22 protein-coding genes are annotated in these 26,853 nt (G+C 72.0%); 10 read left to right on the top strand and 12 right to left on the bottom strand.

The features are described 5' to 3' along the window. Window positions 1-94: 94 nt before the first annotated feature. The 4 genes from ACZ5NW_RS31245 to ACZ5NW_RS31230 all read right to left on the bottom strand — a co-directional run bounded on the left by ACZ5NW_RS31245 (window position 95) and on the right by ACZ5NW_RS31230 (window position 3,590). The gene (locus ACZ5NW_RS31245; RefSeq protein WP_468747330.1) at window positions 95-943 is read right to left on the bottom strand and encodes a 1,4-dihydroxy-6-naphthoate synthase; all 849 of its coding nucleotides are present in this window, start codon (window positions 941-943) and stop codon (window positions 95-97) included. Continuing rightward, window positions 933-1,679: a futalosine hydrolase gene (locus ACZ5NW_RS31240; protein WP_468747329.1), complete on the bottom strand. Its 747-nt coding sequence runs from the start codon at window positions 1,677-1,679 to the stop codon at window positions 933-935. Before ACZ5NW_RS31240 ends, ACZ5NW_RS31245 begins: the two co-directional genes overlap by 11 nt. Beyond that, window positions 1,649-2,137 (bottom strand): DUF2771 domain-containing protein, encoded by a 489-nt coding sequence (locus ACZ5NW_RS31235; protein ID WP_468747328.1) that lies wholly within the window; start codon window positions 2,135-2,137, stop codon window positions 1,649-1,651. Before ACZ5NW_RS31235 ends, ACZ5NW_RS31240 begins: the two co-directional genes overlap by 31 nt. Before the next feature lie 61 nt (window positions 2,138-2,198). Then, a complete protein-coding gene (locus ACZ5NW_RS31230) occupies window positions 2,199-3,590 on the bottom strand; it encodes an MFS transporter (protein WP_468747327.1) in 1,392 nt (463 codons plus the stop codon). Between the two features lie 334 nt (window positions 3,591-3,924). On the opposite strand from ACZ5NW_RS31230, the gene ACZ5NW_RS31225 reads away from it, so the two are divergent. The 3 genes from ACZ5NW_RS31225 (at window position 3,925) to ACZ5NW_RS31215 (ending at window position 9,198) form a co-directional block, all read left to right on the top strand. Then, on the top strand, window positions 3,925-4,851 hold the full coding sequence (locus ACZ5NW_RS31225; RefSeq protein ID WP_468747326.1) for a DUF3027 domain-containing protein: 927 nt from the start codon (window positions 3,925-3,927) through the stop codon (window positions 4,849-4,851). 102 nt (window positions 4,852-4,953) lie between these two features. Next, complete coding sequence (locus tag ACZ5NW_RS31220; protein ID WP_468747325.1) at window positions 4,954-8,088, top strand: sacsin N-terminal ATP-binding-like domain-containing protein; 3,135 nt, start codon at window positions 4,954-4,956, stop codon at window positions 8,086-8,088. A 189-nt stretch (window positions 8,089-8,277) separates the two neighbouring features. Next, window positions 8,278-9,198, top strand: coding sequence for a hypothetical protein (locus ACZ5NW_RS31215; RefSeq protein WP_468747324.1), 921 nt, complete (start codon window positions 8,278-8,280; stop codon window positions 9,196-9,198). Window positions 9,199-9,214: 16 nt separating this feature from the next. Here the strand turns inward: ACZ5NW_RS31215 and ACZ5NW_RS31210 are convergent, their stop codons facing one another. Together ACZ5NW_RS31210 and ACZ5NW_RS31205 are read right to left on the bottom strand one after the other, a co-directional pair. Next, window positions 9,215-11,596 (bottom strand): cation-translocating P-type ATPase, encoded by a 2,382-nt coding sequence (locus ACZ5NW_RS31210; protein ID WP_468747323.1) that lies wholly within the window; start codon window positions 11,594-11,596, stop codon window positions 9,215-9,217. A gap of 131 nt (window positions 11,597-11,727) precedes the next feature. Then, window positions 11,728-11,985, bottom strand: coding sequence for a DUF2530 domain-containing protein (locus ACZ5NW_RS31205; protein ID WP_468747322.1), 258 nt, complete (start codon window positions 11,983-11,985; stop codon window positions 11,728-11,730). A gap of 125 nt (window positions 11,986-12,110) precedes the next feature. Between ACZ5NW_RS31205 and ACZ5NW_RS31200 the strand changes: the two genes are divergently transcribed. Next, window positions 12,111-13,562, top strand: a complete 1,452-nt coding sequence (locus ACZ5NW_RS31200; RefSeq protein ID WP_468747321.1) for an NCS2 family permease — start codon at window positions 12,111-12,113, stop codon at window positions 13,560-13,562. Between the two features lie 36 nt (window positions 13,563-13,598). Here ACZ5NW_RS31200 and ACZ5NW_RS31195 read toward each other — a convergent pair whose 3' ends face one another. Further along, window positions 13,599-13,781, bottom strand: coding sequence for a ribbon-helix-helix protein, CopG family (locus tag ACZ5NW_RS31195; protein ID WP_468747320.1), 183 nt, complete (start codon window positions 13,779-13,781; stop codon window positions 13,599-13,601). Window positions 13,782-13,935: 154 nt separating this feature from the next. On the opposite strand from ACZ5NW_RS31195, the gene ACZ5NW_RS31190 reads away from it, so the two are divergent. The 3 genes from ACZ5NW_RS31190 to thpR all read left to right on the top strand — a co-directional run bounded on the left by ACZ5NW_RS31190 (window position 13,936) and on the right by thpR (window position 16,646). Then, on the top strand, window positions 13,936-14,373 hold the full coding sequence (locus ACZ5NW_RS31190; protein WP_468747319.1) for a MarR family winged helix-turn-helix transcriptional regulator: 438 nt from the start codon (window positions 13,936-13,938) through the stop codon (window positions 14,371-14,373). Between the two features lie 24 nt (window positions 14,374-14,397). After that, window positions 14,398-15,768: an MFS transporter gene (locus ACZ5NW_RS31185; protein ID WP_468747318.1), complete on the top strand. Its 1,371-nt coding sequence runs from the start codon at window positions 14,398-14,400 to the stop codon at window positions 15,766-15,768. A 305-nt stretch (window positions 15,769-16,073) separates the two neighbouring features. Next, window positions 16,074-16,646, top strand: a complete 573-nt coding sequence (thpR, locus tag ACZ5NW_RS31180) for an RNA 2',3'-cyclic phosphodiesterase (RefSeq protein ID WP_468747317.1) — start codon at window positions 16,074-16,076, stop codon at window positions 16,644-16,646. Between the two features lie 199 nt (window positions 16,647-16,845). Here thpR and ACZ5NW_RS31175 read toward each other — a convergent pair whose 3' ends face one another. The 4 genes from ACZ5NW_RS31175 to ACZ5NW_RS31160 form a co-directional block, all read right to left on the bottom strand. Further along, window positions 16,846-17,835 carry an aldo/keto reductase gene (locus ACZ5NW_RS31175; RefSeq protein WP_468747316.1) on the bottom strand — a complete coding sequence of 330 codons (990 nt, stop codon included), beginning with the start codon at window positions 17,833-17,835 and terminating at the stop codon, window positions 16,846-16,848. A gap of 5 nt (window positions 17,836-17,840) precedes the next feature. Next, the gene (locus ACZ5NW_RS31170) at window positions 17,841-18,512 is read right to left on the bottom strand and encodes a maltokinase N-terminal cap-like domain-containing protein (RefSeq protein ID WP_468747315.1); all 672 of its coding nucleotides are present in this window, start codon (window positions 18,510-18,512) and stop codon (window positions 17,841-17,843) included. Between the two features lie 17 nt (window positions 18,513-18,529). Next, a complete protein-coding gene (locus tag ACZ5NW_RS31165; RefSeq protein WP_468747314.1) occupies window positions 18,530-19,117 on the bottom strand; it encodes a Uma2 family endonuclease in 588 nt (195 codons plus the stop codon). A 96-nt stretch (window positions 19,118-19,213) separates the two neighbouring features. Then, complete coding sequence (locus ACZ5NW_RS31160; protein ID WP_468747313.1) at window positions 19,214-19,891, bottom strand: GDSL-type esterase/lipase family protein; 678 nt, start codon at window positions 19,889-19,891, stop codon at window positions 19,214-19,216. A gap of 76 nt (window positions 19,892-19,967) precedes the next feature. On the opposite strand from ACZ5NW_RS31160, the gene ACZ5NW_RS31155 reads away from it, so the two are divergent. Then, a complete protein-coding gene (locus ACZ5NW_RS31155; protein WP_468747312.1) occupies window positions 19,968-20,951 on the top strand; it encodes a WD40 repeat domain-containing protein in 984 nt (327 codons plus the stop codon). 186 nt (window positions 20,952-21,137) lie between these two features. Continuing rightward, complete coding sequence (locus ACZ5NW_RS31150) at window positions 21,138-22,658, top strand: cellulase family glycosylhydrolase (protein WP_468747311.1); 1,521 nt, start codon at window positions 21,138-21,140, stop codon at window positions 22,656-22,658. 51 nt (window positions 22,659-22,709) lie between these two features. On the opposite strand, the gene serC is transcribed toward ACZ5NW_RS31150, so the two are convergent. Then, on the bottom strand, window positions 22,710-23,828 hold the full coding sequence (gene serC / locus ACZ5NW_RS31145; RefSeq protein WP_468747310.1) for a phosphoserine transaminase: 1,119 nt from the start codon (window positions 23,826-23,828) through the stop codon (window positions 22,710-22,712). A 113-nt stretch (window positions 23,829-23,941) separates the two neighbouring features. Between serC and ACZ5NW_RS31140 the strand changes: the two genes are divergently transcribed. Beyond that, window positions 23,942-26,821, top strand: a complete 2,880-nt coding sequence (locus ACZ5NW_RS31140; RefSeq protein ID WP_468747309.1) for an FAD-binding and (Fe-S)-binding domain-containing protein — start codon at window positions 23,942-23,944, stop codon at window positions 26,819-26,821. The last annotated feature ends 32 nt before the right edge of the window (window positions 26,822-26,853 follow it).

Genomic DNA, 26,853 nt, shown 5'->3' with positions numbered 1-26,853 from the left:
CAAAAGCGGGGCCGGATTCAGGTCATTTCCCGTGGCGGGGAGAGGGTTCACCTCCCCCGCCACAGCCGTGTCCAGAGCGTGTCCGGGGCGTCGGTCAGAGGGACAGCGCGTCCGGCTTCAGGGGCGGCAGCAGCCCTTCCGCCGCCGCGCGCGTGAGCAGTCCCCGGACCGCCGCGTAGCCGTCCACGCCGAGGTCGTGGGTGAACTCGTTGACGTACAGCCCGATGTGCTGGTCGGCGACCGCCGGGTCCATCTCCTGCGCGTGCTCCATGACGTACGGCCGGGAGGCGTCCGGATCGTCCCAGGCGGCCCGCACGGACGCGCGGATGGAGTCGGTGAGCCGGGTCAGCGTCTTGGTCCCCAGCGACCGCTTGGCGATGATCGCGCCGAGCGGGATGGGCAGTCCCGTCGTGTCCTCCCAGTGCTCGCCCATGTCGGCGAGCTTGTGGAGGCCGTAGTTCTGGTAGGTGAAGCGCGCCTCGTGGATCACCAGACCGGCGTCGACCTTGCCGTCCCGCACGGCGGGCATGATCTCGTGGAAGGGCAGGACGACGATCTCGCCCACCCCGCCGGGCACGGTGTCCGCCGCCCACAGCCGGAACAGCAGATACGCCGTCGACCGCTCGCTCGGCACGGCGACCGTACGGCCCGTCAGATCGAGGCCCGCCTCCCGCGTGAGCACCAGCGGCCCGCAGCCCCGGCCCAGCGCGCCGCCGCACGGCAGCAGCGCGTACTCGTCGAGGACGTACGGCAGCACGGCGTACGACACCTTCAGCACATCGAACTCGCCGCGCTCGGCCATGCCATTGGTGAGGTCGATGTCCGCGAACGTCACGTCGAGCGCCGGGGCGTCCGGGACGCGGCCGTGGGCGAGGGCGTCGAAGACGAAGGTGTCGTTCGGGCAGGGGGAGTAGGCGATCCGCAACGGGTGCTCAGGACTCATCGGATCCATCGGACTCTCGGGACTCATGTCGGCTCCAACTCTCCAGGACGGGCGCGAGCTTCCCGAACGCCTCGGTGAGGGCGGCGAGGGCGTCCCCGATCCGCCAGGCGGCGCGGTCGCGCGGCCCCACGGCGTTGGAGATCGCCCGCACTTCCAGCACCGGCGTCCCGTGCAGCGCGGCCGCCTCCGCGACCCCGAAGCCCTCCATGGCCTCGGCGAGCGCACCGGGATGCCGGGCCCGCAGCTCGGCGGCCCGCTCGGCGCTGCCGGTGACGGTGGACACGGTGAGTACGGCCCCGACGCGGGCGCCGGTGGCCTCGGCGGCGAGCCGTACCAGCGTGGCGGGCGGCCGATGGGTGACGACCCCGAACCCCAGTTCGGTGACCGGCACGAATCCGTTCCCGGTCTCGGCGCCGAGATCGGCCACGGTGATCTCATCGGCGACCACGAGCCCCCCGACGGGGGCCTCGGGCGCGAAACCACCGCCGATACCGGCCGAGACGACCAGACCGTAGGGCCGGCCCTCGAACGCGGCGGCGGTCAGCGCGGAGCCGACCGAGGCGGCGGCGAGAGCGGGGCCCACCCCGGCGGCGAGCGGCTCGACACCGCTCACGCCGACCGGCCCGGCCAGCGCCCTCGCCACCGCGTCCCGCTCCGCGGGGACGGCGGTGGCCACCAGCACCCGGCCGAGCCCGGCGGCAGCGATTACTCGCTCTTCTTCAGCTTGAACGACCACAGCCCCGTCACCGACTGGCTGTCCTTCTTGCCGTCGCCCGCCTTGATGGACACCAGCGTGGAGTCACCCTGCGCGCCGTACTGGGCGTTGAAGAACACGCTGCCCGGAATCGTCCGGTATGTCTTCGTGCTCTCGTCGGTCAGCGGCTGACCGTTCATCAGGATCGTCCACCGCTTGTCGGCGGTGTCGGGGTCGACACCGAAGCGCACGGTCTCGTCCGGGTCGACGGTGATCGACTTGATGTCGGTGTCCTTCAGGCACTTGGTGAGCTCCGCCGCCTTCAGGACGTCGCCCTCACCGCCGCACGTGGCCTCCTCGCTGACCGAGGAACGGCCCACGGTGATCGTGGAACGCGGGGTCGGCTTGTCACAGGCCGAAAGGACGAGCAGTCCGGCGGAAACGAGGCCGGCGGCGGCGACGGCGCGGCGGCGTCGCACAGCAGCGGATTGCAGGGTCATGCCCGAAGGCTATCGGGCACACCCCGAGCTCTCCCTACGAGGGGTACGGCGTCGGGGTGGGTTAGGCCACGCGGGTCCGCTGGACCCCCTTGTGGCGGGCCGAGCCGAGGAGGCCCTTCGTGGTCGTCAGCCAGCCCGTCGCGACCACGGCCGCCGCCACCGACAGGCCCACCGGACCGTTCAGCGGCATCGCGATACCGACCGCGCCGCCGAACACCCAGGCCATCTGGAGCATGGTCTCCGACCGCGCGAACGCCGATGTGCGCACCTGCTCCGGCACGTCCCGCTGGATCAGCGCGTCCAGCGACAGCTTGGCCAGCGCCTGCGAGAACCCGGCGACCCCGGTGAGGACCGCCACCAGGAACGCCCCGAAGAACACCGCCGCGATGACGGCCGCGCCCAGCACCACCGCGACGACGGCCACGATGATCAGCTCCGGCGCCCGGGAGCGCAGCCACGCGCCCACCGACGTCCCGAGCGCGTTGCCCACGCCCGCGGCCACCACCACCATGCCCAGCGACACGGCCGCGCTCTGCCCGGTCAGCGGATGCTCGCGCAGCAGGAACGCGAGGAAGAAGGTCAGGAAGCCGGACAGCCAGCGCAGGGCCGCGTTCGCCCCGAGGGCGTGGGTGACGGCGATGCCGACGGTCCGCAGGTTCGGCCGCTTCACCGGCTGCCGGTGCGGCCCGTGCAGATGCTGCTCGTCGGCGGCGAGCAGCGCGGTGTCCTCGCCCTTGGCCGAGTCGACCTTGGGCGGCAGCGAGAAGGACAGGAACGTACCCGCCATGAAGATCACGAAGGCGGCGTAGAGCGGCCAGCGCGGGCCGAGGGCCTGCAGCCCGGCGCCGATGGGCGCGGCCGCGGCCGTGGCCAGGAGCCCGCCGAGGGTGACCCGGGAGTTCGCCTTGACCAGGGAGAAGCGGGGCGGCAGCAGCCGGGGCACGACCGCGCTTCTGACCACCCCGTACGACCGGGACGCCACCAGCACCCCGAGCGCCGCCGGATACAGCTGGAGGCTGCCCGAGACGACCGCCCCCGACAGCACCAGCGCGAGCAGCGCCCGGGCGAACATGGCCCCGGCCATCGCGGCCCGGCGCCCGTGCGGGAGCCGGTCGAGGAGCGGGCCGATGACCGGGGCGAGGACCGCGAAGGGCGCCATCGTGATGGCGAGGTACAGCGCGACCCGCCCCCGGGCCTCGTCGGTCGGCACGGAGAAGAACACCGTCGAGGCGAGCGCCACGGTGATCATCACGTCCCCCGCGCCGTTCACCGCGTGCAGCTCGATCAGCTTGCCGAGGCCCGACTCACCGGCGCCGTGCGCGTGCGTCGCCTTGCGGATGCCGCGGGCGGTGCCGGTGAACGGGAACCGCAGGGCACGCCCGACCGCACGGACGGGCTCGCCGATCCGGCCACCGATACCGGTGGCGTCCTGGGGTGTCCTCGCGGCTGCCACGACGTCATAGTGCCCTGAGAAGGCGGACCCTAGTGCGGATACGGCACGGATGGCGGCCCGATTTCCGTCGCCTTCCGCACCGGACGGACCGGACGGAAGCCCTGGAAGGGGCGGGGAACCGGCGGTCGGCGGGGTGGGAACCGAACGTCGGTGTAGGCCCAGCGGCCGCGAACAGGTAGCGTGCGTATCTCAGCCATCCCGCACAATGGATGGCACAGGTGCGCCCGATCGCGATCGGACGCGGACGTCGACGCGGCCCTCTGGTCCGCTCCGTCCGCTCCACCGCCCTCATGGCACCGCACCCGAGAGACGGCGTAGGAGAGAAGCGATACCTGTGAGCGCAGCGACAACGCGAAGCCGCACCCCCGACCGTCTGTGCGCCGAGGCCGTCGACCTCGCCCGCGCCGCAGCCGAGGAGGCGGCCGCGCCCGGCGTGGTCGGCCCGCACGTGGGGATGGTCTCCGAGGGCGACCGCGTTGTCACGCACTTCTTCGAGTGCCGGGAACTGGGATACCGGGGCTGGCGCTGGGCGGCGACCGTGGCCCGCGCCTCCCGCGCGAAGATCGTGACGCTCGACGAGGTGGTCCTGCTCCCCGGGCCGGACGCCGTGCTGGCGCCCGAATGGGTGCCGTGGAGCGAGCGCCTGCGCCCCGGCGACATGGGCCCCGGCGATCTGCTGCCCACGGACGCGGAGGACCTCCGTCTGGAGCCGGGCTACACCGGCGAGGACGTGCCCCCGCCGAACGCGGCCGTCTCCGAGGAGATGGCGGACCTCGTGGAGGCGGAGGACGCGGAGGTGACGGCGGGCGCGCCGGTCACCCAGCCCACCGTCCCGAGCCGGGGTTCGATCGCCGCGGTCGCCGAGGAGCTGGGGCTGCGCCGCGCCCGCGTCCTGTCCCGCTACGGGCTGCACAGCGCGGCCGACCGCTGGGAGGAGGCGTTCGGCGCGAAGACCCCCATGGCCCAGGCGGCGCCCGCGTCCTGCGTGAGCTGCGGCTTCCTGATGCCGATCGGGGGCTCCCTGGGCCAGGCGTTCGGCGTCTGCGCGAACGAGTTCTCCCCGGCGGACGGCCGTATGGTCTCCCTGACGTACGGCTGCGGCGGCCACTCCGAGGCGGCCGTCATGCCGGCACCGCCCCGCCCGGCCCCCCCGGTCATCGACGAGACCCGGGTGGACCCCTTCCCCCTCCGCCCGTCCCCCGACTCGGGCTCGGTCCCCCCGACCACCGACGAGGAATCGGCGGAACTGGGCCATTCGTAGCCCCGTGCGGACGGAGCCCCCAGGAGGGGGCCCCGTCCACACCGACCCACGGCGCCCCCGACTTGCGGTCGCCTCAGCGCGCGGTACCTTCAGTCGTCGCCGATGAGGAGAGGGAACGTGAGCAGCAACTTCGTGCGGCCCGCACCCGAGGGCGCCGACCCCTTCGGCACCGCCCGCCTGCGCCGGGGCGTCCTGGACGCCTGGGCCACCAGCCCCGCCCGCTTCCGCGAGGACGCCAACGCCGAGGAGGACCTCGTCCTCGGCGGCTACCGCGACCGCTTCGTCGTGGAGCTCGCCCAGAACGCCGCCGACGCCGCCGCCCGCTCCGGCGTCCCCGGCCGCCTGCGCCTCACCCTGCGCGGCGGCGTCCTGATCGCCGCCAACACCGGCGCCCCCCTGGACGCGACCGGAGTGGAGTCGCTCGCCACCCTCCGTGCCTCCGCCAAGCGCGACACCGCCGCCGTCGGCCGTTTCGGCGTCGGCTTCGCCGCCGTCCTCGCCGTCACCGACGAGCCCGCCGTCGTCGGCCGGCACGGCGGCGTCCGCTGGTCCCTCGCCGAGGCCCGCGACCTGGCCCGCGACACGGCCCGGCACAGCCCCGGCCTGGGCGACGAGATCCGCCGCCGCGACGGACACGTCCCCCTGCTGCGCCTGCCCTTCGCCGCCGAGGGCACCGCCCCCGCCCCCTACGACACGGCCGTCATCCTCCCCCTGCGCGACGCGGCCGCCGCCGACCTCGCCGAACGGCTCCTCGCCGCCGTCGACGACGCCCTCCTCCTCGCCCTGCCGGGCCTGTCCGAGGTGGTCGTGGAGATCAACGGCGACGAGCCCCGCACTCTGCGCCGCCAGACCGACGGCGCCGTCATCGTCGTAGAGGACTCAGCCGGCGGGCGGACGACGCGCTGGCGCACCGCGTCGGCGCACGGGCCGCTCACGCCCGATCTGCTCGCCGACCGGCCGGTCGAGGAGCGGCTGCGGCCGCACTGGTCGGTCACCTGGGCCGTCCCCGCCGACGCGGACGGCGCACCGGCCGACCCCGGCACCGCGCCCGTCGTGCACGCCCCCACCCCCAGCGACGAGCCGCTCGGCGTCCCGGCCCTGCTCATCGCCTCGTTCCCCCTCGACAGCACCCGCCGCCACGCGGCCCCCGGCCCGCTGACCGACTTCCTCGTGCAGCGCGCGGCCGACGCCTACGCCGAACTCCTCGCCGCCTGGCGTCCGGTGACCCCGGGCATCCTCGGCCTCGTCCCCGGCCCCCTCGGCAAGGGCGAACTGGACGGCGCCCTGCGTCAGGCGATCCTCGACCGCCTGCCCCGTACGTCCTTCCTGCCGCCCGCCGCGCGGCCCCAGGACGACGACGAGCTGCCCGAGGCCCTGCGCCCCCGCGACGCCGAGGTCGTCGAGGGCGCCGGCGCCGACACCGTACGGGTCCTCGCCGAGGTCCTGCCCACCCTGCTCCCCGCCGGCCTGGAGCGCCGCGTCGAGCTGCGCACCCTCGGTGTCGCCCGCCTCCCCCTCGCCGACGCGATCGACCGCCTGGCCGGCCTGGAGAAGGACCCCGACTGGTGGTACCGGCTCTACGACAGCCTCGCCGGCGTCGACCCGGACCGCCTCTCCGGCCTGCCCGTGCCGCTGGCCGACGGGCGCACCACGATCGGCCCCCGCCAGGTCCTGCTGCCCACCGCCGACGGGCCCCGTATCGACCCGGACGTCCTCGCCCGCCTCGGCCTGAAGGTCGCGCACGCCGACGCGGCCCACCCGCTGCTGGAGAAGCTCGGCGCGCTGCCCGCGACGCCGCGCGCGGTCCTGACGACCCCGCAGGTGCGGGCCGCGGTGGCCGCCTCCCTGGACGACGACTCCGGCGCCTGGGACGAGGACGCCCCGGACGCCGAGGAACTGGCCGACACGGTCCTCGCGCTGGTCCGGGACGCGGGCCTGGAGCCCGGCGACGAGCCCTGGCTGGGCGCCCTCGCCCTGCCCGACGAGGACGGCGAACTCGCCCCGGCCGGCGAGCTGTTCCTCCCCGGCAGCGCCTTCGCGTCGGTCATCCGCCAGGACGAACTGGCCGCCGTGGACGCCGAACTGGCCCACAAGTGGGGCGAACAGCCGCTGGCCGCCTGCGGGGTGCTCGCGAACTTCGCCCTGGTCCGCGCCACCGACGTGGTCCTCGACCCGGACGAACTGGAGCCCAGGGAAGGGGACTTCGCCGAGCCGGACGATGCCGGACTGCTCGACGCGGTGGACGTCTGGAGCGAGGACATCCTCGACCGCTTCCCGGACTCCCCGGTTCCGCCGGTCGCCACCGAACTCGTCGCCGTCCGCGACCTGGACCTGGTCGACGACGACAAGTGGTCCGAGGCCCTGGCCCTGCTGTCCCGGCCCCCGTTGCGGGACGCCCTCGTCCAGCCGGTCCGCATCCTCCTGTCCGACGGCACCCACGAGGTCGTACGGCCGTACACCGCGTGGTGGCTGCGCGGGCACCCCGTGCTGCACGGCCGCCGCCCGGCGGGCCTGCTGGCGGCCGGCGGCGACCCGCTGCTGCGCGGCCTGTACGACGAGGCCGACGCGACCGGCTTCGACGACGAACAGGTGCTGCGCGCGCTGGGCGTACGGACGTCCGTGGCCGCGCTCCTGGAAGAGCCGGGCGGCGCCGCCGAACTGCTGGACCGCCTCGCCGACCCGGACCGCCCGGTGACCGGCGCCCAACTGCACGGTCTGTACGGCGCGTTGGCGGAGCTGGACCCCGAGCAGGTGACCCTGCCGGACGAGCTGCGGGCCGTGGTGGACGGCCGGGTGGAGGTCGTGGACGCGGCCGACGCCGTGGTCGTCGACTCCCCGGACCTGCTTCCCTTCACCGAGGGCGTCCCGCTCCTCCCGGTCCGCCCCGCCCGGGCCGCCGACCTGGCCGAACTCTTCCAGGTGCGGCGCCTGAGCGAGTCCGTCACCGGCGAGGTCCACTCCCAGGGCACGGAACACGACGTCCCGGAGTCGGTGCGGATCCTCCTCGGACCGCGTACACCGGAGTCGTACGTCGAACACGAGGAACTCGTCGTGGACGGCGTGGAGATCGACTGGCGCCTGACCGACGACGGAGTCCTGCACGCCTCCACCCTGGAGGGCGTGGCCGCCGGCCTCGCCTGGGCGGCAGGCCAATGGCCCCGTCGCTTCGAGGTCGCGGCCCTCCTGGAGGACCCCTCCCGCACGGCGGAACTGGCCCGGGACCGCTGGTTCGACTGAAGGAAGACGGGCCTGACGGCCGACGGGTTCATCGAGCGCACAAATTCTTCACCGACTCGTACAACCCTTCGGTCACTTCAGTGATCTGATCACACGAGCCAACAGGCTCCACGATCATTTGTGACCCCGGCGGTGACGAGCCGCAGGCGACGACCGCTGCCGGGGCACCTGCTTCCTCATGGGGGACGCATGCGCACCCGTGCCACTGTGGCCGCCGCTCTCGGCGCCCTGGCCCTCTCCGCTCTCGCCGTGCCGGCCGCGTCGGCCGCCGACGGCTCCTCCGTCAGCAAGGGCGACGTCCACGCCCTGCACCACGTCTCCGGCAAGTCCACCTACACCGGCACCGTCGGCACGGACACCGGGACGCCGTACGCCCTGGACCTCCAGTTCTCCAACGTGAAGGTCAACAACGGCCAGCCGATCGCCGTGTCCACCGTCAAGCGCACCGTCCCGGTGACGTACACGGTCACGCACTCCGCGGACCTCGACCTCAGCGCGCCCGAGGTCCTCCTGGACGTGGAGCTGTACCGCGGTGCGACGTACGCCGACTGGGACAACCTGCTCTGGGGCGACGACTGGCCGGTCTGCACGCCGAGCAGCGACACCGTCGACACGTGCAAGAGCACCATCGACATCTACCCGGGCGACGAGCTGACCAACGCCGACGCCACCACGTGGAAGGCCGGCGGCTACGCGTACGACTTCAACGACCAGGACCCGGACGCCGACAGCATCGACTGGAGCAAGGTCGGCTACGCCGAGCAGGACAACCTCGCCTCCACCCGGCTGAAGCACTTCGCCAAGCTGGGCGTCGACGCCGCCCCGGAGCCGGTGAAGAAGGGCAGGACCCTCACGGTCACCGGTCGTCTGACCCAGGCCAACTGGGACACCCTGACGTACACCGGTTACTCCGGCGTCTACGTCCAGCTCCAGTTCCGCAAGGCGGGCACCTCCACCTTCTCGACGGTCAAGTCCGTCAAGACCACCTCCACCGGCGGTCTGTCCACGACCGTCACCGCGAGCGTGGACGGCTACTGGCGCTACAACTTCGTCGGCACCAACGCGACCCAGCCGGCCGCCGCCGTGGCCGACTACGTCGACGTGCAGTAGGCGCTAAGCAGTAGGACTAGGCGGGAAAGCGGCGGTCGACCCATCTCCACAGGAGTTCCAGGGCGGCCGCCGCCACCACCGAGATGCCCACCGCCGTCCAGGGCATCGTCACCCCGACCAGCTTCAGCGCGAAGAACTCCTGCAGCGACGGCACCGCCAGGACCAGCAGGAAGGCCGCGCCCATCGAGACCACCAGCAGGATCCGCCACCAGGTGTAGGGGCGGGCGATGATCGCCAGCACCCACATGGAGATCAGGAACAGGGTGAGCGTCGCGGCACTGGTCTCCGCGTCCAACGAGCCCTCGCCCGTGTAGTAGTGACGGGCGATCAGATACGTCACGAAGGTCGCCACGCCCGCCACCAGGCCGCCCGGCACGGAGTACCGCATCACTCTGCGCACGAAGTGGGGCCGGGCCCGCTCCTTGTTCGGGGCGAGGGCGAGGAAGAAGGCCGGGACGCCGATCGTCAGGGTGGACAGCAGCGTCAAATGGCGGGGCAGGAACGGGTATTCCACCTGCCAGCACACCACCAGCAGCGCCAGCAGCACCGAGTAGACGGTCTTCACCAGGAACAGCGTCGCCACCCGGGTGATGTTGCCGATGACCCGGCGGCCCTCCGCCACCACCGACGGCAGCGTCGCGAAGCTGTTGTTCAGCAGCACGATCTGCGCGACCGCCCTTGTCGCCTCCGAGCCGGAGCCCATCGAGACGCCGATGTCCGCGTCCTTCAGGGCGAGGACGTCGTTGACGCCGTCGCCGGTCATCGCCACGGTGTGGCCGCGCGACTGGAGCGCGCCCACCATGTCCCGCTTCTGCTGCGGGGTCACCCGCCCGAACACCGTGCCCTCGTCGAGCGCCGCCGCCATCTCGCCCGGCTCCGCCGGCAGCCGCCGGGCGTCGACCGCGGCGCCGGTCAGGCCCAGCTTGCCCGCGACCGCGCCCACGGACACCGCGTTGTCGCCGGAGATGACCTTCGCCCGGACGTTCTGCTCGGCGAAGTAGCGCAGGGTGTCGGCGGCGTCGGGCCGCAGCCGCTGCTCCAGCACGACCAGCGCGGCCGGCTGGGCGCCGCCGCCCACCTCGGGGTGGTCCAGGTCGCGGGCGGCGCGCGCCAGCAGCAGGACCCGCAGGCCCTCCTCGTTGAGCCGCCCGGTCTCGGTGAGGGCCGGGTCGCCGTCCGGCAGCAGCACGTCGGGGGCGCCCAGCAGCCATGTACTGGTCTCGCCGTCGCCCTCGCTGAAGGTGGCCCCGCTGTACTTGCGGGCGGAGGAGAAGGGCAGCGACTCGGTGCACCGCCAGTCGTCGGAGTCCGGGTAGGCGTCGATGATCGCCTGGAGGGAGGCGTTGGGGCGCGGGTCGGACTCGCCCAGGGCGCCCAGCACCCGGCGTATGTACGGGGCGTCGTAGCCGTCGAGCGTGCGCAGCTCGGTGACGTCCATGCCGCCCTCGGTGAGGGTGCCGGTCTTGTCCAGGCAGACCGTGTCGACGCGGGCCAGCCCCTCGATGGCGGGCAGCTCCTGCACCAGGCACTCTTTGCGGCCGAGGCGGATCACCCCGATCGCGAAGGCGACGGAGGTGAGCAGCACCAGCCCCTCGGGGACCATCGGGACGATGCCGCCGACCGTGCGGGCGACGGCGTCCCCGAGGTCGTGCCCCTTGACCACCAGCTGGCTGATGACGAGCCCGATCGCGGTCGGGACCATCATCCATGTCACGTACTTGAGGATGGTCGAGATGCCGGAGCGCAGCTCGGAGTGGACCAGCGTGAAGCGGGACGCCTCCTCGGCGAGCTGGGCGGCGTACGCCTCGCGGCCCACCTTGGTGGCCCGGAACGCGCCGCCGCCCGCCACCACGAAGCTGCCGGACATGACCTCGTCCCCGGGCCGTTTGACGACCGGGTCGGCCTCGCCGGTGAGCAGTGACTCGTCGATCTCCAGACCGTCGGCCTCCACGCACACCCCGTCGACGACCGCCTTGTCTCCGGGGCCGATCTCGATCAGGTCGTCCAGGACGATGGCGGAGGTGGGCACTTCCGTGGCCGTGCCGTCGCGGCGGACCGTCGGCCGGGCCTCACCGATCACCGCGAGCGAGTCCAGCGTCTGCTTGGCCCGCCACTCCTGGATGATGCCGATCCCGGTGTTGGCGATGATCACGAAGCCGAACAGGGAGTCCTGGATCGGCGCGACGAACAGCATGATCAGCCAGAGGATGCCGATGATCGCGTTGAACCGGGTGAAGACGTTCGCCCGGACGATCTCCCCGGGCGAGCGGCTGCTGCGCACCGGAACGTCGTTGACCTGACCGCGGGCGACGCGCTCCGCGACCTCGGCGGCGGTGAGCCCGCTCGCCGGGAGCGCCGGGCGGGCGGGAGCGGCGGCTTCGGCGTCGGCATGGGTCATGCATTCGACGGTACGTGCGGATTTGGGGCTTCACCCGCCGAAGACGCGGAAGATCCGACCTGGGGAGGACGGCCCCTAGTGCGGTGGTTGTAGCCGGCGCCGCGGTGCTCTGAAGCCGGACCGGAGCAGGTCTAGAGCTGCTGCGCCGCCTGGGCTCGCTTGATGGCCGCGTCCCGCTTGCGGACGTACCAGACGCCGATCAGGCCGAGCCCGCCGCCGGCCAGGCAGGTCCACAGCCACCACAGATGGCCGTGGTCGTCGAACCAGCCGTAGAAGGGGAGCTGGACGAGGAAGAGGACGAACCAGAGGATCGTGCCGCCGGTGATGGTGGCGACCACGGGGCCCTCCAGGGGCTCCGGCGCCTCGTGCTTGGGTGTCCACTTCGCCATGGGGGACAGCTTACGAGGCGGTCACATCTACGCGCGGAGATAGCGATCTACCACTTCATATGTTCATACTGAAACCGTTTGTCTTTGACCGGTTGTGTTCGTAGGAAAGTACCAGGAACCACCAGATGCCCACCTCGGCCCCCACCAAGGCCCCCGCGCCCGAGCAGCCGGGCGGCGCCCCCGCGTACGGCGCTCTCGACCGCTATTTCAAGATCTCGGAGCGCGGCAGCAGCCTGGCGCGTGAGGTCCGCGGCGGCTTCGCCACCTTCTTCGCGATGGCCTACATCATCGTGCTGAACCCGATCATTCTCGGCAGCGCGAAGGACATGTACGGCCACCAGCTGGACAACGGCCAGCTGGTCACCGCGACCGCCGTCACCGCCGCCTTCACCACGCTCCTCATGGGCGTCATCGGCAACGTCCCGATCGCGCTGGCCGCCGGTCTCGGCGTGAACTCGGTCGTCGCCCTCCAGCTCGCCCCGCGCATGTCCTGGCCGGACGCGATGGGCATGGTCGTCCTCGCCGGCTTCATCGTGATGCTGCTGGTCGCCACGGGCCTGCGCGAGCGCGTCATGAACGCGGTCCCCTTCGGTCTGCGCAAGGCCATCTCGATCGGTATCGGCCTGTTCATCATGCTGATCGGCCTGGTCGACTCCGGCTTCGTCACCCGTATCCCCGACGCCGCCCACACCACCGTCCCCCTCCAGCTCGGGGTCGACGGTCACCTCCACGGCTGGCCGGTGCTGGTCTTCATCCTCGGCGCGCTGCTCACCCTCGCGCTGATCACCCGCAAGGTCTCCGGCGCGATCCTGATCTCGATCGTCGCGATGACGGTCCTGGCCGTGGTCATCAACGCCGTCGTGGACATCCCCTCCTGGGGCCTGACCACCCCCGAGTGGCCCGGCAACCCGTTCGCCAGCCCCGATTTCGGCCTCATCGGCGAGGTCAGCCTCTTCGGCGGCTTCGGCAAGGTCGGCGTGCTGACGGGTGTCCTGTTCGTCTTCACGGTCCTGCTGTCGTGCTTCTTCGACGCGATGGGCACGATCATGGGCGTCAGTGACGAGGCCAAGCTGACCGACGCGCAGGGTCAGATGCCCGGCATCAACAAGGTCCTCTTCGTCGACGGTCTCGCGGTCGCCGCGGGCGGCGCCAGCTCCTCCTCGGCCACCACCGCGTTCGTGGAGTCCACGGCCGGTGTCGGCGAGGGCGCCCGCACCGGCTTCGCCAACGTGATCACCGGCGGCCTCTTCGCCGTCGCCCTCTTCCTGACGCCGGTCGCCACGATGGTGCCGTCCCAGGCCGCCACCCCGGCCCTGCTCGCGGTGGGCTTCCTGATCCTGGCCGGCTCGGTCAAGGAGATCGACTGGGCCGACCACACCATCGCCATCCCGGCGTTCATCACGATGGTGATGATGCCGTTCACCTACTCGATCACCAACGGCATCGGCATGGGCTTCATCACCTTCACGCTGCTGCGCCTGGCGGCCGGCCGCGCCCGTGAGATCCCGGTCCCGATGTACGTGGTCTCCGCGGTCTTCGGCTTCTACTACCTGATGCCGGCCCTCGGCCTCACCTGAGGCGGCCACAGCGGGGCGGCCACAGGCGACGCGGCCTCATGTGAGGCCGTAGAACTTCTCCGTCTCCTCGACGGCGGACTGGAACCGCTCGTCGAAGTCATCGCGAATGAGCGTCCGGACGACATAGTCCTGGACGCTCATTCCTCTTCTGGCGGCGTGTTCGCGGAGTCGTTCGAGCAGGTCGTGGTCTATTCGCAGGCTGAGCACGCTGGTCCCCATGGCTACGAGGGTCGCGGCACGGTTCGGGGTGATGCGTGACGTTCCGAGGTCGTATCACCCGTATGAGTGATGTCCTGATTCAGTGGCCGGTATCACGGGCATCCGGGCGCGTCGCGGTGGTCTTTAGAGAGAGTAATGAGTTACTCTAAAGAACATGCCGGATCTCACCCATGGCGACGATGTTGCCGCCGTGAACTCACTCCGCTCCGCCGTGATGCGCCTCTCCCGTCGGCTCAAGCACCAGCGGGTCGACGAGTCGCTCAGCCCCACCGAGATGTCGGTGCTGGGCACCCTCTCCCTCTGCGGCAGCGCCACACCGGGCGAACTCGCCCGCAAGGAGCATGTGCAGCCGCCGTCGATGACCCGCATCGTGGCGCTGCTGGAGGCCAAGGGCCTGGTCCGGCTGGAGCCGCACCCCGAGGACCGCCGCCAGAAGGTGGTCACCAAGACCGAGCAGGCCGAAAGCATGCTGGAGGAGAGCCGCCGCAAGCGGAACGCCTTCCTGGCCGGCCTGGCCGAGGGCCTCGACGAGGACGAGTGGGCGAAACTGCGCGCCGCCGCCCCCGTCCTGGAGAAGCTCGCCCATCTGTAAGCCACGTCGAGGAGGCGAAGACCTTTGAGTCCGGGACCCGGAACACCTTCCGCACCCGCACCGACCACCCCTTCCACCACCCCCACCCGCACGTCCTCGATGTTCGGCTCCCTGAGGATCAGGAACTACCGCCTGTTCTTCCTGGGCCAGGTCGTCTCCAACATCGGCACCTGGATGCAGCGCATCGCCCAGGACTGGCTGGTCCTCGGCCTCACCGGCTCCGCGACCGCCGTCGGCGTCACCACGGCCCTCCAGTTCCTGCCGATGCTCCTCTTCGGCCTCTACGGGGGTCTCCTCGTCGACCGCCTGCCCAAGCGGGGGACGCTGCTCGTCACCCAGCTGTCGATGGCCCTCACCGGCATCGCGCTCGCCGCCCTGACGCTGTCCGGGCACGTCGAGGTCTGGCACGTCTACCTCGCCGCCTTCGCCGTCGGCATGGCCACCGTCGTCGACAACCCGGCCCGGCAGTCCTTCGTCACCGAGATGGTCGGCCCGGGCCAGCTGCAGAACGCGGTCAGCCTGAACTCCGCGAACTTCCAGTCCGCCCGCCTCGTCGGCCCCGCCGTCGCCGGACTGATGATCACCGGCGTGGGCACCGGATGGGCGTTCCTCTTCAACGGCCTGTCGTTCGTCGCCCCCATCGCCGGTCTGCTCCTGATGCGCGCCCGCGAGCTCCACGTCGTCGAACGCGCCCCGCGCGGCAAGGGCCAGCTGCGGGAGGGCCTGCGGCATGTCGCCGGGCGCCCCGAGCTGATCTGGCCGATCGTCCTGGTCGGCTTCATCGGCACCTTCGGCTTCAACTTCCCGGTGTACCTGTCGGCCTTCGCGGACGACGTCTTCCACGTCGGCGCCGGCTCCTACAGCCTCTTCAACACCCTGATGGCGGTCGGCTCCCTGGCCGGCGCCCTCCTCGCCGCCCGGCGCGGCACCGCCAAGCTACGGGTGATGGTGGCCGCGGCGGGCCTGTTCGGCGCTCTGGAGCTGATCGCCGCGACAGCCCCGTCCCTCTGGCTGTTCGCCCTGCTCATGGCCCCGATCGGCATGTTCGGCATGACCATCAACGTCACCGCCAACACCGCCATCCAGATGGCCACCGACCCGGCCATGCGCGGCCGGGTGATGTCCCTCTACATGATGGTCTTCCTCGGCGGCTCCCCGGTGGGCGCGCCGATCGCCGGCTGGATCACCGACGCGTACGGCGTCCGGGCGGGCCTCGCGGTGGGCGGCGCGGTGTCGGCGGTCGCCGCGGTGGGCGTCGGCCTGGTCCTGGCCCGCGTCGGCGGCCTCCGCCTCTCCCTGGGCTGGCACGCGGGTCACCCGACGGTGCGCTTCGTGCCGCGGGCTGAGCCGGAGGAGCCGGAGGGACGGCAACAGGAGGAGCCGGCGGTCGCCTGACCGGATCGTCTGGAGGGAGCCGGTGCGGGACCGGCCCGCCGGTCGCCTGACCGGACTGTGCCGGACCGTGTCGGACTGCCCGGACGGGGCCGGTGCGGGACCGGCCCGCCGGTCGCCTGACCGGACTGTGCCGGACCGTGTCGGACTGCTCGGATGGAGCCGGTGCGGGGCCGGTCCGCCGGGTCGCCTGTCCGGCCCCTACCGGACTGCCCGGACTGTCTGGACTGCCCGGACGGGCCGGACTGCCCGGAGGAGCCGGCGCGAACCCGGTCCTCCGCTCCGGCCCCCGTCTTATCGTGATCCGCATGAGACTCTTCGCCGCCGTGCTGCCCCCCGAGGACGTGGTCGACGAGCTCGCCGCCGAGGTGGCGCGGCTGAAGGGGCTGCCGGGGGCGGAGCGGCTGCGCTGGACCTACCGGCCCGGCTGGCACTTCACCCTCGCGTTCTACGGAGAGGTCGGCGAGGACGTCGTACCGGATCTGTCGGCCCGGCTGGAGCGGGCGGCCCGTCGCGGCGAACCCTTCGAGCTCGCGGTGAGCGGCGGCGGGCAGTTCGGGCACGGGCAGGTGGTGTGGGCGGGGGCGGAGGGCGACCTGACGGCGCTCGGGCACCTGGCCGACCGCGGCGAGGCGGCCGCCCGCCACGCGGGGATCGACATGGGGGAGCATCGCCGCTACAAGGCCCACCTGACGCTGGCCCGCAGCCGGCACCCGGGGAACGTACGGCCGCTCGTCGAGGCGCTGCGGGCGTTCGCCGGGCGGCCGTGGACGGTGGGTGAGCTGGTGCTGATGCGGAGCGAGCTGCCGGTGTCGGGGGTGGCGGGGGAGCAGCCGCGCTACGAGGCGGTCGGGCGGTGGGCGCTGGGCGGGGCCGGTTAGGCTCGATACGTGGATCCGAAGACCCGGAACCGGATTATGGCCGGTGCGCTCGTTCTGATGTTCGTTGTGGTGGCCGTCGCTGCGGCGGTCGGCAGGTAGGCAGGGGCGGGGGCCGCGCGGTGCCTTCGGCCGGGGGCCGGTCGTGGCGTTCCGCGCGGTTCCCCGCGCCCCTACCTGATACCGGTGATACCGGCGTCGGTCACCAGGCGAAGGCCTCCGGTGCGGGCCCGGGGCCCGGGAAGATCTCGTCGAGGCCCGCCAGCAGTTCCGTGCTCAGCTCCAGCTCGACGGCCCTCAGCGCGCCCTCCAGCTGTTCGGCGGTCCTCGGGCCGACGATCGGGCCCGTCACGCCGGGGCGGGTGAGGAGCCAGGCCAGGGCCGCCTCGCCGGGTTCCAGGCCGTGCTTGTCGAGGAGGTCCTCGTACGCCTGGAGCCGGCCCCGTGCGGCCGGGTCGGCGAGGGTGTCGGCGGCGCGGCCCGAGGCGCGGCGGCCGCCCTGGGCCTCCTTCTTGATGACCCCGCCGAGCAGTCCGCCGTGCAGCGGGGACCAGGGGATGACGCCGAGGCCGTACTCCTGGGCGGCCGGGATGACCTCCATCTCGGCGCGGCGCTCGTAGAGGTTGTAGAGGCACTGCTCGCTGACCAGGCCGAGGGAGCCGCGGTGGGCGGCGACCTCGTTGGCCTGGGCGATCTTGTAGCCGGGGAAGTTGCTGGAGCCGGCGTAGAGGATCTTGCCCTGCTGGACCAGGGTGTCGATGGCCTGCCAGATCTCCTCGAACGGCGTGGCGCGGTCGACGTGGTGGAACTGGTAGACGTCGATGTAGTCGGTGCCGAGCCGCTTGAGCGAGGCGTCGACGGCGCGGCGGATGTTGAGGGCGGAGAGCTTGTCGTGGTTGGGCCACGCCTCGCCGTCGGGGCCCATGTTGCCGTAGACCTTGGTGGCGAGGACGACCTTGTCGCGCCGTCCGCCGCCCTGGGCGAACCAGCTGCCGATGATCTCCTCGGTACGGCCCTTGTTCTCGCCCCAGCCGTACACGTTGGCGGTGTCGAAGAAGTTGATGCCCGCTGCGAGGGCCGAGTCCATGATGGCGTGGGAGTCGGCCTCGTCGGTCTGCGGACCGAAGTTCATGGTGCCGAGGACAAGTCGGCTGACCTTGAGTCCCGTGCGTCCGAGCTGCGTGTACTTCATGTCGGTCAAGCCAACGTCTTCGAGTCCGCTCCAGGCAAGTGCAGGGTGGCGAAGAGGGCCCGGGCGCGGGTGCCGTCCGGGGCCTGCCAGGCGCCGGCGATGTGCCCGGTCGCGTCCTGGGGAGGGGTGTCGGGGAGCGCGGGCCGCAGGACGCGGTGGAGGCGGATCGTGGTGCCGTCCGGGGCGGGCAGTTCGGTGCCGGTCTCGTCGTCGAGGACGGCGACGGGCCAGTCGCCGGCGGGGAAGGCGGCGCCCGAGTAGGAGCGGGTGACCTCGTGGTCGGGGGTGTCGGTGATGCTCTGGGCCTGGGCCTGGGCGCGGCCCTCGATGAGGGCGAGCAGTTCGCCGTACAGGACGGGGTCATGGGTGCCGTCGTAGGCCCAGCGGGGTCCGAGGACGCCGTGTTCCATCGTGCCGACGAGGGCGTGTTCGGCGCCGGGGAGCGGGGCGCCGCGATAGGTGAGGGGGACCTGATAGGCGACGGGTTCGGGGCCGGAGGTGTCGACGGCCACCATGAACTCGATCCCCACCTCGCCCGCCGGATCATCCAGCCGGAACCCGCCGGCCTTGCTCAACTCCGGTGTCCCGTCGCCGACATACCACGGACGGCTGGGCAGCCAGGCGGTGAGCAGCTCGACCTTGGTGGGCTTCACGGTGGTGTGGTGAATGATCGCCATGCACCGGATTCTGTCAGTCAGTCGCGGGGGAACTCATCGGTTTTCAGGGTGAGACCGACGGGGGTGCCGGTCATGTCCACGTCCGATCCGAAGGTGACGGACAGTTCGGTGAGGTATTCGCCGCTCTTGGGCTGGGTGTAGAGGTGGCACTTGCCCTGGTAGGGATCGGCGATGAGGTAGACGGGGACCTCGGCGGCGGCGTAGGCGGCCCTTTTGGGGCCGTAGTCGTTGGCGGCGGTGTCCTTGGAGATGACCTCGGCCACGAACTCGATGTCCTGGTAGCGCCAGCGCCCCTTGTCGTCCTTCACCGAGCGCTCGGACACCGCCGCCACATCACAGGCGAAGCCGTTCAGATGTCCCGGGAAGTCGATCCTCACGTCCGACGCCAGCCGCTTTCGCGGGTACGTGGTGCGCAGCTGCTCCAGGATGTCGAGGATGATCTGGAAGTGAGTGTGCCGCTGCGGTGACATGAAGATGTTTCCCCCGACGATCTCGACCTTGGTTCCCTCGGGGATGGGCATCTTCTCAAGCCACTCGAACATGACGTCCAGAGTCAGCTCGCCGTCTTCCTCGGCCATCTCAATCCTGTCTTCAAGGACGGTCATCGTGGCGCTCCTCCCCGGCTGCCCCCCGGACGAGTACAGCCGCGCGGTACAACGATACGCACGGTGACCGGTGGCGGCGGGATCGAGCCAACCCGTTCAGGCGGTCTCGTACGGCCGGCCGAGGTCCCAGGCCTGGTACATCGCCCCCGCGAACGCCTGCGCGATCTTGTGTTCGCCGCTCGCGTTCGGGTGTGTGCCGTCGTAGGTGTCCAGGTTGATGTCGTACGACTCCGGCGGTGACGCCAGCAGCAGCGGGGAGCGGGGCTCGTCCAGGTCGGTGATCGTCTTGGCCAGCAGTTCGTTGAAGGCGGTCACCTCGGCGGCGAACGCCGCGTCCGACACCGCCCGGACGTTCGGGATCACCGGCAGGACGACCATCCGGACCCGCGCCCGCGCCTCCCGCGCCGCCGCCACGAACTCCCGTACGTTCTCCGCCGTCTGCTCGGCGTTGGTGTAGAAGCCCAGGTCGATCAGGCCCAGGGACACCAGCAGCACGTCGGCCCGGTACGTGCGTACCGCCTCGCCGATCAGCGGAGCCATGTGCAGCCAGCCCTCGCCCCAGCCCGCCAGATGGGCGCGGGGGAAGTCGGGGTCGGCGTACTCGTAGGACGTCGGCGTGTCCGTGGCCTTGTCGTACAGCGTCTCGCGCGGGCCGACCAGCGCGAACGGGCCGCCGTAGGTGGTGCGCAGGTGCTGCCACATGCGGTACCGCCATGTGTGTTCGCCCGCGCTGCCGATCGTCATCGAGTCCCCGACGGGCATGAACCTGAGCATCCGCTCATGATGGATGATCAGCGCTCCGCACGGGGTGTGAGCCCCGCCACGCGCGGGGGGTGGCACGCTTGGGGGCATGCGCCGACCGCTCGCCATCCTCGCCGGGGTCCTCCTCACCGGTGCGTTCGCCGTGCCCGCGTCCGCCGCCGGCGACGACGGGTTCACCATCAAGGACGCCCGTATCACCGAGTCCAGCGGCCTCGCCGCCTCCCGCCTCCACCCGGGCATCTACTGGACCCACAACGACCAGGACAGCGGCAGCTACCTCTACGCCGTCGACAGCGCCACCGGCGAGACCGTCGCCCGGATCACCCTCGCCGGCGTGGGCACCCAGCGGGACGTCGAGGCCATCTCGATCGGGCCGGACAACCAGATCTATGTGGGTGACATCGGCGACAACGACGGCGTGACCTGGCCTTACGTGTGGATCTACCGGCTGCCCGAGCCCAAGGAGCTCAAGGACCAGACGATCCGCGCCACGCAGTACGTGGTGAAGTACGCGGACGGCTCGCGCGACGCCGAGTCGATGGTCGTCCACCCGAAGACCGGGCGGGTCTACATCATCGACAAGCAGGAGGACGGGGGCCATCTGTACGCGGGGCCCGCCAAGCTCTCCACCACCGGGCCCAACGTCTTCAAGCCCGTCGCCCCCGTCGACCTGTGGGCCACCGACGCGGCCTTCTCCCCGAACGGCGAACAGCTCGTCGTGCGCGGCTACTTCGGCGGTATCGCCTACGACTGGAACGGCGGCGCCATCAAGCGCATCGGGCGCCTCGACGTGCCCCTCCAGCGGCAGGGCGAGTCCGTCACCTACACCGCCGACGGCCGCAAGCTGATGTACGGCACCGAGGGCACCGGCAGCACGGTCGTCGCCGAGGACCCGCCCGAGGGGGCTTCCTCCGGGTCGGCCGGTAAGTCGCCGTCGCGGGGCGGCAGTTCGGGTGAGGCGTCCGGCGGGGGCGGCGGGGGGATCGGTGGCGGCGTGAAGACCGGCGCGCTCGCCTTCGCCGTCGTGTGCGCGGCCCTGTTCGGCGCCCGGCGGCTGTTCCGCAGGCGGTAGCCCCTGCTGGACTCGCGGCCACGCGCCGAATGCCGCCACCGAATGCGGCCATCGAACGCGGCCGTCGAACGCCGCCGTGCTCAAGCTCTTGACGCGATGCTGGGGCCCCAGTTACCTGGGTGGTGCGCGGTGCATGGGAGCGCTCCCATCTGTTCCGGGCCGCGTCACCCCGAGAGGAACCCGCACATGTTCCGCAGCTTGCGAAAAGGGCTGTGCGCCCTGGCCGCCGCGCTGTTACTGCCGCTGGGGGCGGCCGGTGTCCAGCCGGCCCACGCGGCGGAGGCGGCCGGCGCCGGGTACTGGCACACCAGCGGCCGTCAGATCCTGGACGCGGCCGGGCAGCCGGTGCGCGTCGCCGGGATCAACTGGTTCGGCTTCGAGACCGGCAACTACGTCGTCCACGGGCTGTGGTCCCGCGACTACAAGAGCATGATCGACCAGATGAAGTCGCTGGGGTACAACACGATCCGCATCCCCTACAGCGACGACATCTTCAAGTCCGGGACCGTCCCGAACAGCATCGACTTCTCCAGCGGCAAGAACGCCGACCTGCAAGGGCTCAACTCGCTGGGCGTGCTCGACAAGATCGTCGCCTACGCCGGCCAGGACGGGCTGAAGGTCATCCTGGACCGGCACCGTCCGGACTCGGGTGGCCAGTCGGCGCTCTGGTACACGGCGTCCGTGCCCGAGTCGACCTGGATCGCCAACCTCAAGGCCATGGCGTCGCGTTACGCCGGCAATCCGGCCGTCGTCGGCATCGACCTCCACAACGAGCCGCACGATCCCGCCTGCTGGGGCTGCGGCGACACGACGAAGGACTGGCGGCTGGCCGCCCAGCGCGCGGGCAACGCGGTCCTGTCCGTCAACCCCCAGCTGCTGATCTTCGTGGAGGGCGTGCAGACCTTCAACGGGGTGTCGGGCTGGTGGGGCGGCAACCTGATGGGCGTGGGCCAGTACCCGGTGACGCTGGACGTCCCGAACCGGGTCGTGTACTCCGCCCACGACTACGCGACGAGCGTGGCCCAGCAGGACTGGTTCAGCGACCCGTCCTTCCCGGCCAACATGCCCGGGATCTGGGACAAGTACTGGGGGTACATCTTCAAGCAGAACATCGCCCCGGTGTGGGTCGGCGAGTTCGGCACGACGCTCTCCTCGACAATCGACCAGAAGTGGCTGGCGGCGCTGGTGAGTTACCTGCGGCCGACGTCGACGTACGGCGCGGACTCCTTCCACTGGACCTTCTGGTCGTGGAACCCCAACTCCGGTGACACGGGCGGCATCCTGAAGGACGACTGGCAGACCGTGGACACGGTGAAGGACGGCTACCTCGCGAGCATCAAGGCGCCGGGCTTCCCGGGCACGGGCGGCGGAGGCGGCGGAGGCGGCGGTGGCGGGGGCGGATCGACCGCGTCCTGCGCCGCGACGTACACGGTGAGCAGCGACTGGGGGAGCGGCTTCAACGCCGAGGTGAAGGTCACCAACACCGGTACGGCGGCGATCAGTTCCTGGAAGGTCACCTGGACCTGGTCCGGCTCCCAGCGGATCACCAGCCTGTGGAACGCGTCGTACACCCAGACGGGTGCGGCGGTGACGGCCGTGAACGCCGCGCACAACGGCACGGTCCCGGCGGGCGGTTCGACGAGCTTCGGCTTCGGCGGCGCACCCGGCGGCGGGACTGCCCCGAGCGTGAGCTGCACGGCGGCTTGAGAGAGGGCGCCCGGTGCGGCACCGGGCGCCCTTCTGCTCGTACCCGAGAGATCAGAGCTTCTCGATCACGTAGTCGATGCACTTCGTCAGAGCCTCGACGTCCGCCGGGTCGATCGCCGGGAACATGGCCACGCGCAGCTGGTTGCGGCCCAGCTTGCGGTAGGGCTCGGTGTCGACGATGCCGTTGGCGCGCAGGACCTTGGCGACCGCGGCGGCGTCCACGTCGTCCGTGAAGTCGATCGTGCCGATGACCGCGGAGCGCTTGGCCGGGTCGGCGACGAACGGGGTGGCGTACTTGACGTCCTCGGCCCAGCCGTACAGCGTGCGCGCGGAGGTCGCGGTGCGGCGCACCGACCAGTCCAGGCCACCCTGCCCGTTCAGCCACTCCAGCTGCTGGTTGAGCAGGAAGAGGGTGGCGAGGGCCGGGGTGTTGTACGTCTGGTTCTTGCGGGAGTTGTCGATCGCCGTGGGGAGGCTGAAGAACTCCGGGATGTGGCGGCCGGACGCGTGGACGCGCTCGGCCCGCTCGATCGCCGCCGGCGAGAAGACGCCGATCCACAGGCCGCCGTCGGAGGCGAAGGACTTCTGCGGGGCGAAGTAGTAGACGTCCGTCTCGGCGATGTCGACGGGCAGGCCGCCGGCGCCGGACGTGGCGTCGACCAGGACGAGGGACCCGGAGTCCGCGCCCGCGACCCGGTTGATCGGCATGGCGACACCGGTCGAGGTCTCGTTGTGCGTGAACGCGTAGACGTCGACGCCCGCCTCGGCGACCGGCTCGGGGTGCGTGCCCGGGTCGGTGGAGACGATGGACGGGTCGGCCAGCCAGGGCGCGAGCTTGGCGGCCTTGGCGAACTTCGAGCTGAACTCGCCGAAGGCGAGGTGCTGCGACTTGTTCTCGATCAGACCGTGGGTCGCGATGTCCCAGAAGGCCGTCGAGCCGCCGTTGCCGAGGATCACCTCGTAGCCCTCGGGGAGGGAGAACAGCTCGGAGATGCCCTCGCGCACCTTGCCGACCAGGTTCTTGACGGGGGCCTGGCGATGGGAGGTGCCGAGCAGAGAGGTACCGGTCGCGGCCAGCGCGTCCAGCGCTTCCGTCCGCACCTTGGAGGGGCCCGCGCCGAATCGTCCGTCGGCGGGCTTGATGTCAGCGGGAATCTGGATCTCAGCCACGCAGTGAGGTTAGCCGGTGGGGGAAACCTGGGCGCAACCTCGTCCGTCGGGTGAGACGCGGTTTCGGACGCGTGCCTGATGTCGTTCGGGACGCGTACTGATTTGCTGGACGCATGTCGGATCTCGCGGTCGAGCTGCGCGGTGCCGTCCGGGGTGACGTCCGCTTCGATGTCACCTCCCGGGCGCTCGTCACCATGGACGCCTCCAACTACCGGCGCGTCCCGCTCGGCGTCGTCGCCCCCCGGGACGCCGACGACGTGGCCGCCGTACTGGAGGTGTGCCGGACCCATGGCGTGCCGGTCGTCGCGCGCGGCGGCGGCACCTCCATCGCGGGCCAGGCCACCGGCACCGGCGTCGTGCTGGACTTCACCCGCTATCTGAACCGGCTCGTCGCCCTCGACCCCGAGTCCCGTACGGCCGTCGTCCAGCCGGGGCTCGTCCTCGACCGCCTCCAGGAGGCCGCCGCCCCGCACGGGCTGCGCTTCGGGCCGGACCCGTCCACCCACAGCCGCTGCACCCTCGGCGGCATGATCGGCAACAACTCGTGCGGCTCCCACTCGGTGGCCTGGGGGACCACCGCGGACAACGTGCGCGAGCTGGAGGTGCTCACCGCGCGCGGGCGGCGGCTGCGGCTCGGGCCGCGGTGGGCCGGGGCGCCGGAGGGACTGCGGGCGCTGGTGGAGGGGGACCTGGCGCGTCTGCGCACCGGTTTCCCCGACCTGCCCCGCCGTATCTCCGGCTACGCCCTGGACGCCCTGCTGCCCGAGCGGGGCGCCGATGTCGCGCGCTCCTTCTGCGGCTCCGAGGGGACGCTGGGCGTACTGACCGAGGCGGTCGTACGGCTCGTCGAGGCGCCCCGCGCGCGGGCGCTCGCCGTGCTGGGCTACGCCGACGAGAGCGCCGCGGCGGAGGCGGCGGCCGGACTGCTCGCGTACGGTCCGCTGACCGTGGAGGGCATGGCGGCCGACCTCGTCCCCTCCACCGACGGGCTCCCCAGGGGCTCGGCCTGGCTGTTCGTGGAGACCGGCGGGGCGTCCGACGCGGAGGCACGCGCGCGTGCGGAGGCGGTCGTCCGGGGCGCGGACGTCGTCGACGCGCGCGTGGTGACCGACCCGGCGGGGCAGCGCGCGCTGTGGCGGGTCCGGGAGCACGCCAGCGGCACCGCCACCCGGATGCCGGACGGCGCCGAGGCATGGCCCGGCTGGGAGGACTGCGCGGTGCCGCCCGCCCGCCTCGGCGCATATCTGCGCGGCTTCCGCGCCCTGCTCGCCGAGCACGGCCTGCGCGGCACCCCGTACGGCCACTTCGGGGACGGCTGCGTCCACGTCCGGATCGACTTCGACCTGCTCACCGACGCCGGCATCGCCCGCTTCCGGCGCTTCTCGGAGGAACTGGCCGGGCTGGTCGTGTCCCACGGCGGCTCCCTCTCCGGGGAGCACGGTGACGGCCGCGCGCGGGCCGAGCTGCTTCCGGTGATGTACGGGCCCGAGATGGTACGGCTGTTCGAGCGGGTCAAGGGGGTCTGGGACCCGGACGATCTGCTCAACCCCGGGACGCTGGTCCGCCCCGCGCCCCTGGACACCGACCTCCGCTTCTCCGTCCTGCCGAGGGAGCCGGTGCCGGTCGCCTTCGGCTACCCGGCCGACGGCGGTGACTTCTCGGCGGCCGTACGACGCTGTGTGGGCGTCGCCGCATGCCGTACGACGTCGGTGTCGGGGTCCGCCGTCATGTGCCCGTCGTTCCGGGCGACCGGCGAGGAGGAGCACTCCACGCGCGGGCGTGCCCGGCTGCTGCACGAGATGCTGGCGGGCGAGCTGGTCACCGACGGCTGGCGCTCCACCGAGGTGCGGGACGCCCTGGACCTGTGCCTGTCGTGCAAGGGATGCCGCACGGACTGCCCGGTCGGCGTCGACATGGCCACGTACAAGGCGGAGTTCCTGCACCACCACTACGCGGGCCGCCGCCGCCCGGCCGCCCACTACAGCATGGGGCGGCTGCCGCGGTGGCTGAGCGCGGTGGCACGCACGCGTACCGCGTGGGCGGTGAACGCCCTGGCCGCCGTACGACCGCTGGCGCGGGTGGCGAAACGGGTGGCCGGGATCGCGCCGGAGCGTGACCTGCCGAGGCTGGCGACGCGGACGTTCAGCCGCTGGTGGCGCGGGAGGGGCGGGCGGGGCGGCCCGGGTGGGGGCGGTGACCTGGTCATCCTCTGGCCCGACACCTTCACCGAGCATCTCGCCCCGTCCGTCGGCCGGGACGCCGTCCGCGTCCTGGAGGCGGCGGGGCTGCGGGTCGCGCTCCCGCCGACGCTGCACCTCGCGAAGGCGCCGGTGGGCGACGGCCGGACCGTCGCCCTCGACCCCGTGTCCGTGCTCCGGGGCCGCACCCGCGTCTGCTGCGGACTCACCTACGTCTCCACCGGCCAGCTCGACCACGCCCGTACGGTGCTGCTGCGCACGCTCGACCTGATGGAGCCGGTGCTGGAGACGGCCGCGCCGGTCGTCGTCCTGGAGCCGAGCTGCGCCGCCGCCCTGCGGTCGGACCTGCCCGAGCTGCTGCCCGACGACCCGCGCGCCGCCCGGCTGGCCGCCCGGGTCCTGACCTTCGCGGAGACCCTGGAGCGGCACGCGCCCGACTGGGTGCCCCCGCGCCTGGACCGCCCGGTGGCCGGCCAGACCCACTGCCACCAGCACGCGGTGCTCGGCGACGCCGCCGACCGGCGCCTGCGCGAGGCCGCCGGCCTCACCGGCGAGCTGAGCGGCGGCTGCTGCGGCCTGGCGGGCGACTTCGGCTTCACCAGGGGCCACTTCGAGGTGTCGGCGGCCTGCGCCGAGGAACAGCTGCTGCCGTCGCTGCGGGAGGCGCCGCACGGCGCGGTGATCCTGGCGGACGGCTACTCCTGCCGGACCCAGCTGGCCCAGCTGGGCGGCGTGCGGGGCAGACATCTGGCGGAGGTCCTGGCGGAGGTCGTGGTGGAGCGGCTGGACGGGTGAGGCCGGGGACCCCACCTTCGGGACACTGAGGC

The organism is Streptomyces sp. NPDC032126, from assembly GCF_055580085.1.
This window is presented reverse-complemented; position numbering and strand designations above follow the sequence as displayed.

Bases quoted from the DNA above. Each gene is read 5' to 3' on its own strand.
- ACZ5NW_RS31155 (WP_468747312.1), top strand. From the start codon at position 19,968: ATGCGCCGACCGCTCGCCATCCTCGCCGGGGTCCTCCTCACCGGTGCG.
- ACZ5NW_RS31210 (WP_468747323.1), bottom strand. From the start codon at position 11,596: ATGACCCATGCCGACGCCGAAGCCGCCGCTCCCGCCCGCCCGGCGCTC.
- ACZ5NW_RS31175 (WP_468747316.1), bottom strand. From the start codon at position 17,835: ATGAAGTACACGCAGCTCGGACGCACGGGACTCAAGGTCAGCCGACTT.
- ACZ5NW_RS31160 (WP_468747313.1), bottom strand. From the start codon at position 19,891: ATGCTCAGGTTCATGCCCGTCGGGGACTCGATGACGATCGGCAGCGCG.
- ACZ5NW_RS31170 (WP_468747315.1), bottom strand. From the start codon at position 18,512: ATGGCGATCATTCACCACACCACCGTGAAGCCCACCAAGGTCGAGCTG.
- ACZ5NW_RS31205 (WP_468747322.1), bottom strand. From the start codon at position 11,985: ATGGCGAAGTGGACACCCAAGCACGAGGCGCCGGAGCCCCTGGAGGGC.
- ACZ5NW_RS31140 (WP_468747309.1), top strand. From the start codon at position 23,942: ATGTCGGATCTCGCGGTCGAGCTGCGCGGTGCCGTCCGGGGTGACGTC.
- ACZ5NW_RS31245 (WP_468747330.1), bottom strand. From the start codon at position 943: ATGAGTCCTGAGCACCCGTTGCGGATCGCCTACTCCCCCTGCCCGAAC.
- ACZ5NW_RS31200 (WP_468747321.1), top strand. From the start codon at position 12,111: ATGCCCACCTCGGCCCCCACCAAGGCCCCCGCGCCCGAGCAGCCGGGC.
- ACZ5NW_RS31190 (WP_468747319.1), top strand. From the start codon at position 13,936: ATGCCGGATCTCACCCATGGCGACGATGTTGCCGCCGTGAACTCACTC.
- ACZ5NW_RS31235 (WP_468747328.1), bottom strand. From the start codon at position 2,137: ATGACCCTGCAATCCGCTGCTGTGCGACGCCGCCGCGCCGTCGCCGCC.
- thpR (WP_468747317.1), top strand. From the start codon at position 16,074: ATGAGACTCTTCGCCGCCGTGCTGCCCCCCGAGGACGTGGTCGACGAG.
- ACZ5NW_RS31165 (WP_468747314.1), bottom strand. From the start codon at position 19,117: ATGACCGTCCTTGAAGACAGGATTGAGATGGCCGAGGAAGACGGCGAG.
- ACZ5NW_RS31220 (WP_468747325.1), top strand. From the start codon at position 4,954: ATGAGGAGAGGGAACGTGAGCAGCAACTTCGTGCGGCCCGCACCCGAG.
- ACZ5NW_RS31150 (WP_468747311.1), top strand. From the start codon at position 21,138: ATGTTCCGCAGCTTGCGAAAAGGGCTGTGCGCCCTGGCCGCCGCGCTG.
- ACZ5NW_RS31215 (WP_468747324.1), top strand. From the start codon at position 8,278: ATGCGCACCCGTGCCACTGTGGCCGCCGCTCTCGGCGCCCTGGCCCTC.
- ACZ5NW_RS31195 (WP_468747320.1), bottom strand. From the start codon at position 13,781: ATGGGGACCAGCGTGCTCAGCCTGCGAATAGACCACGACCTGCTCGAA.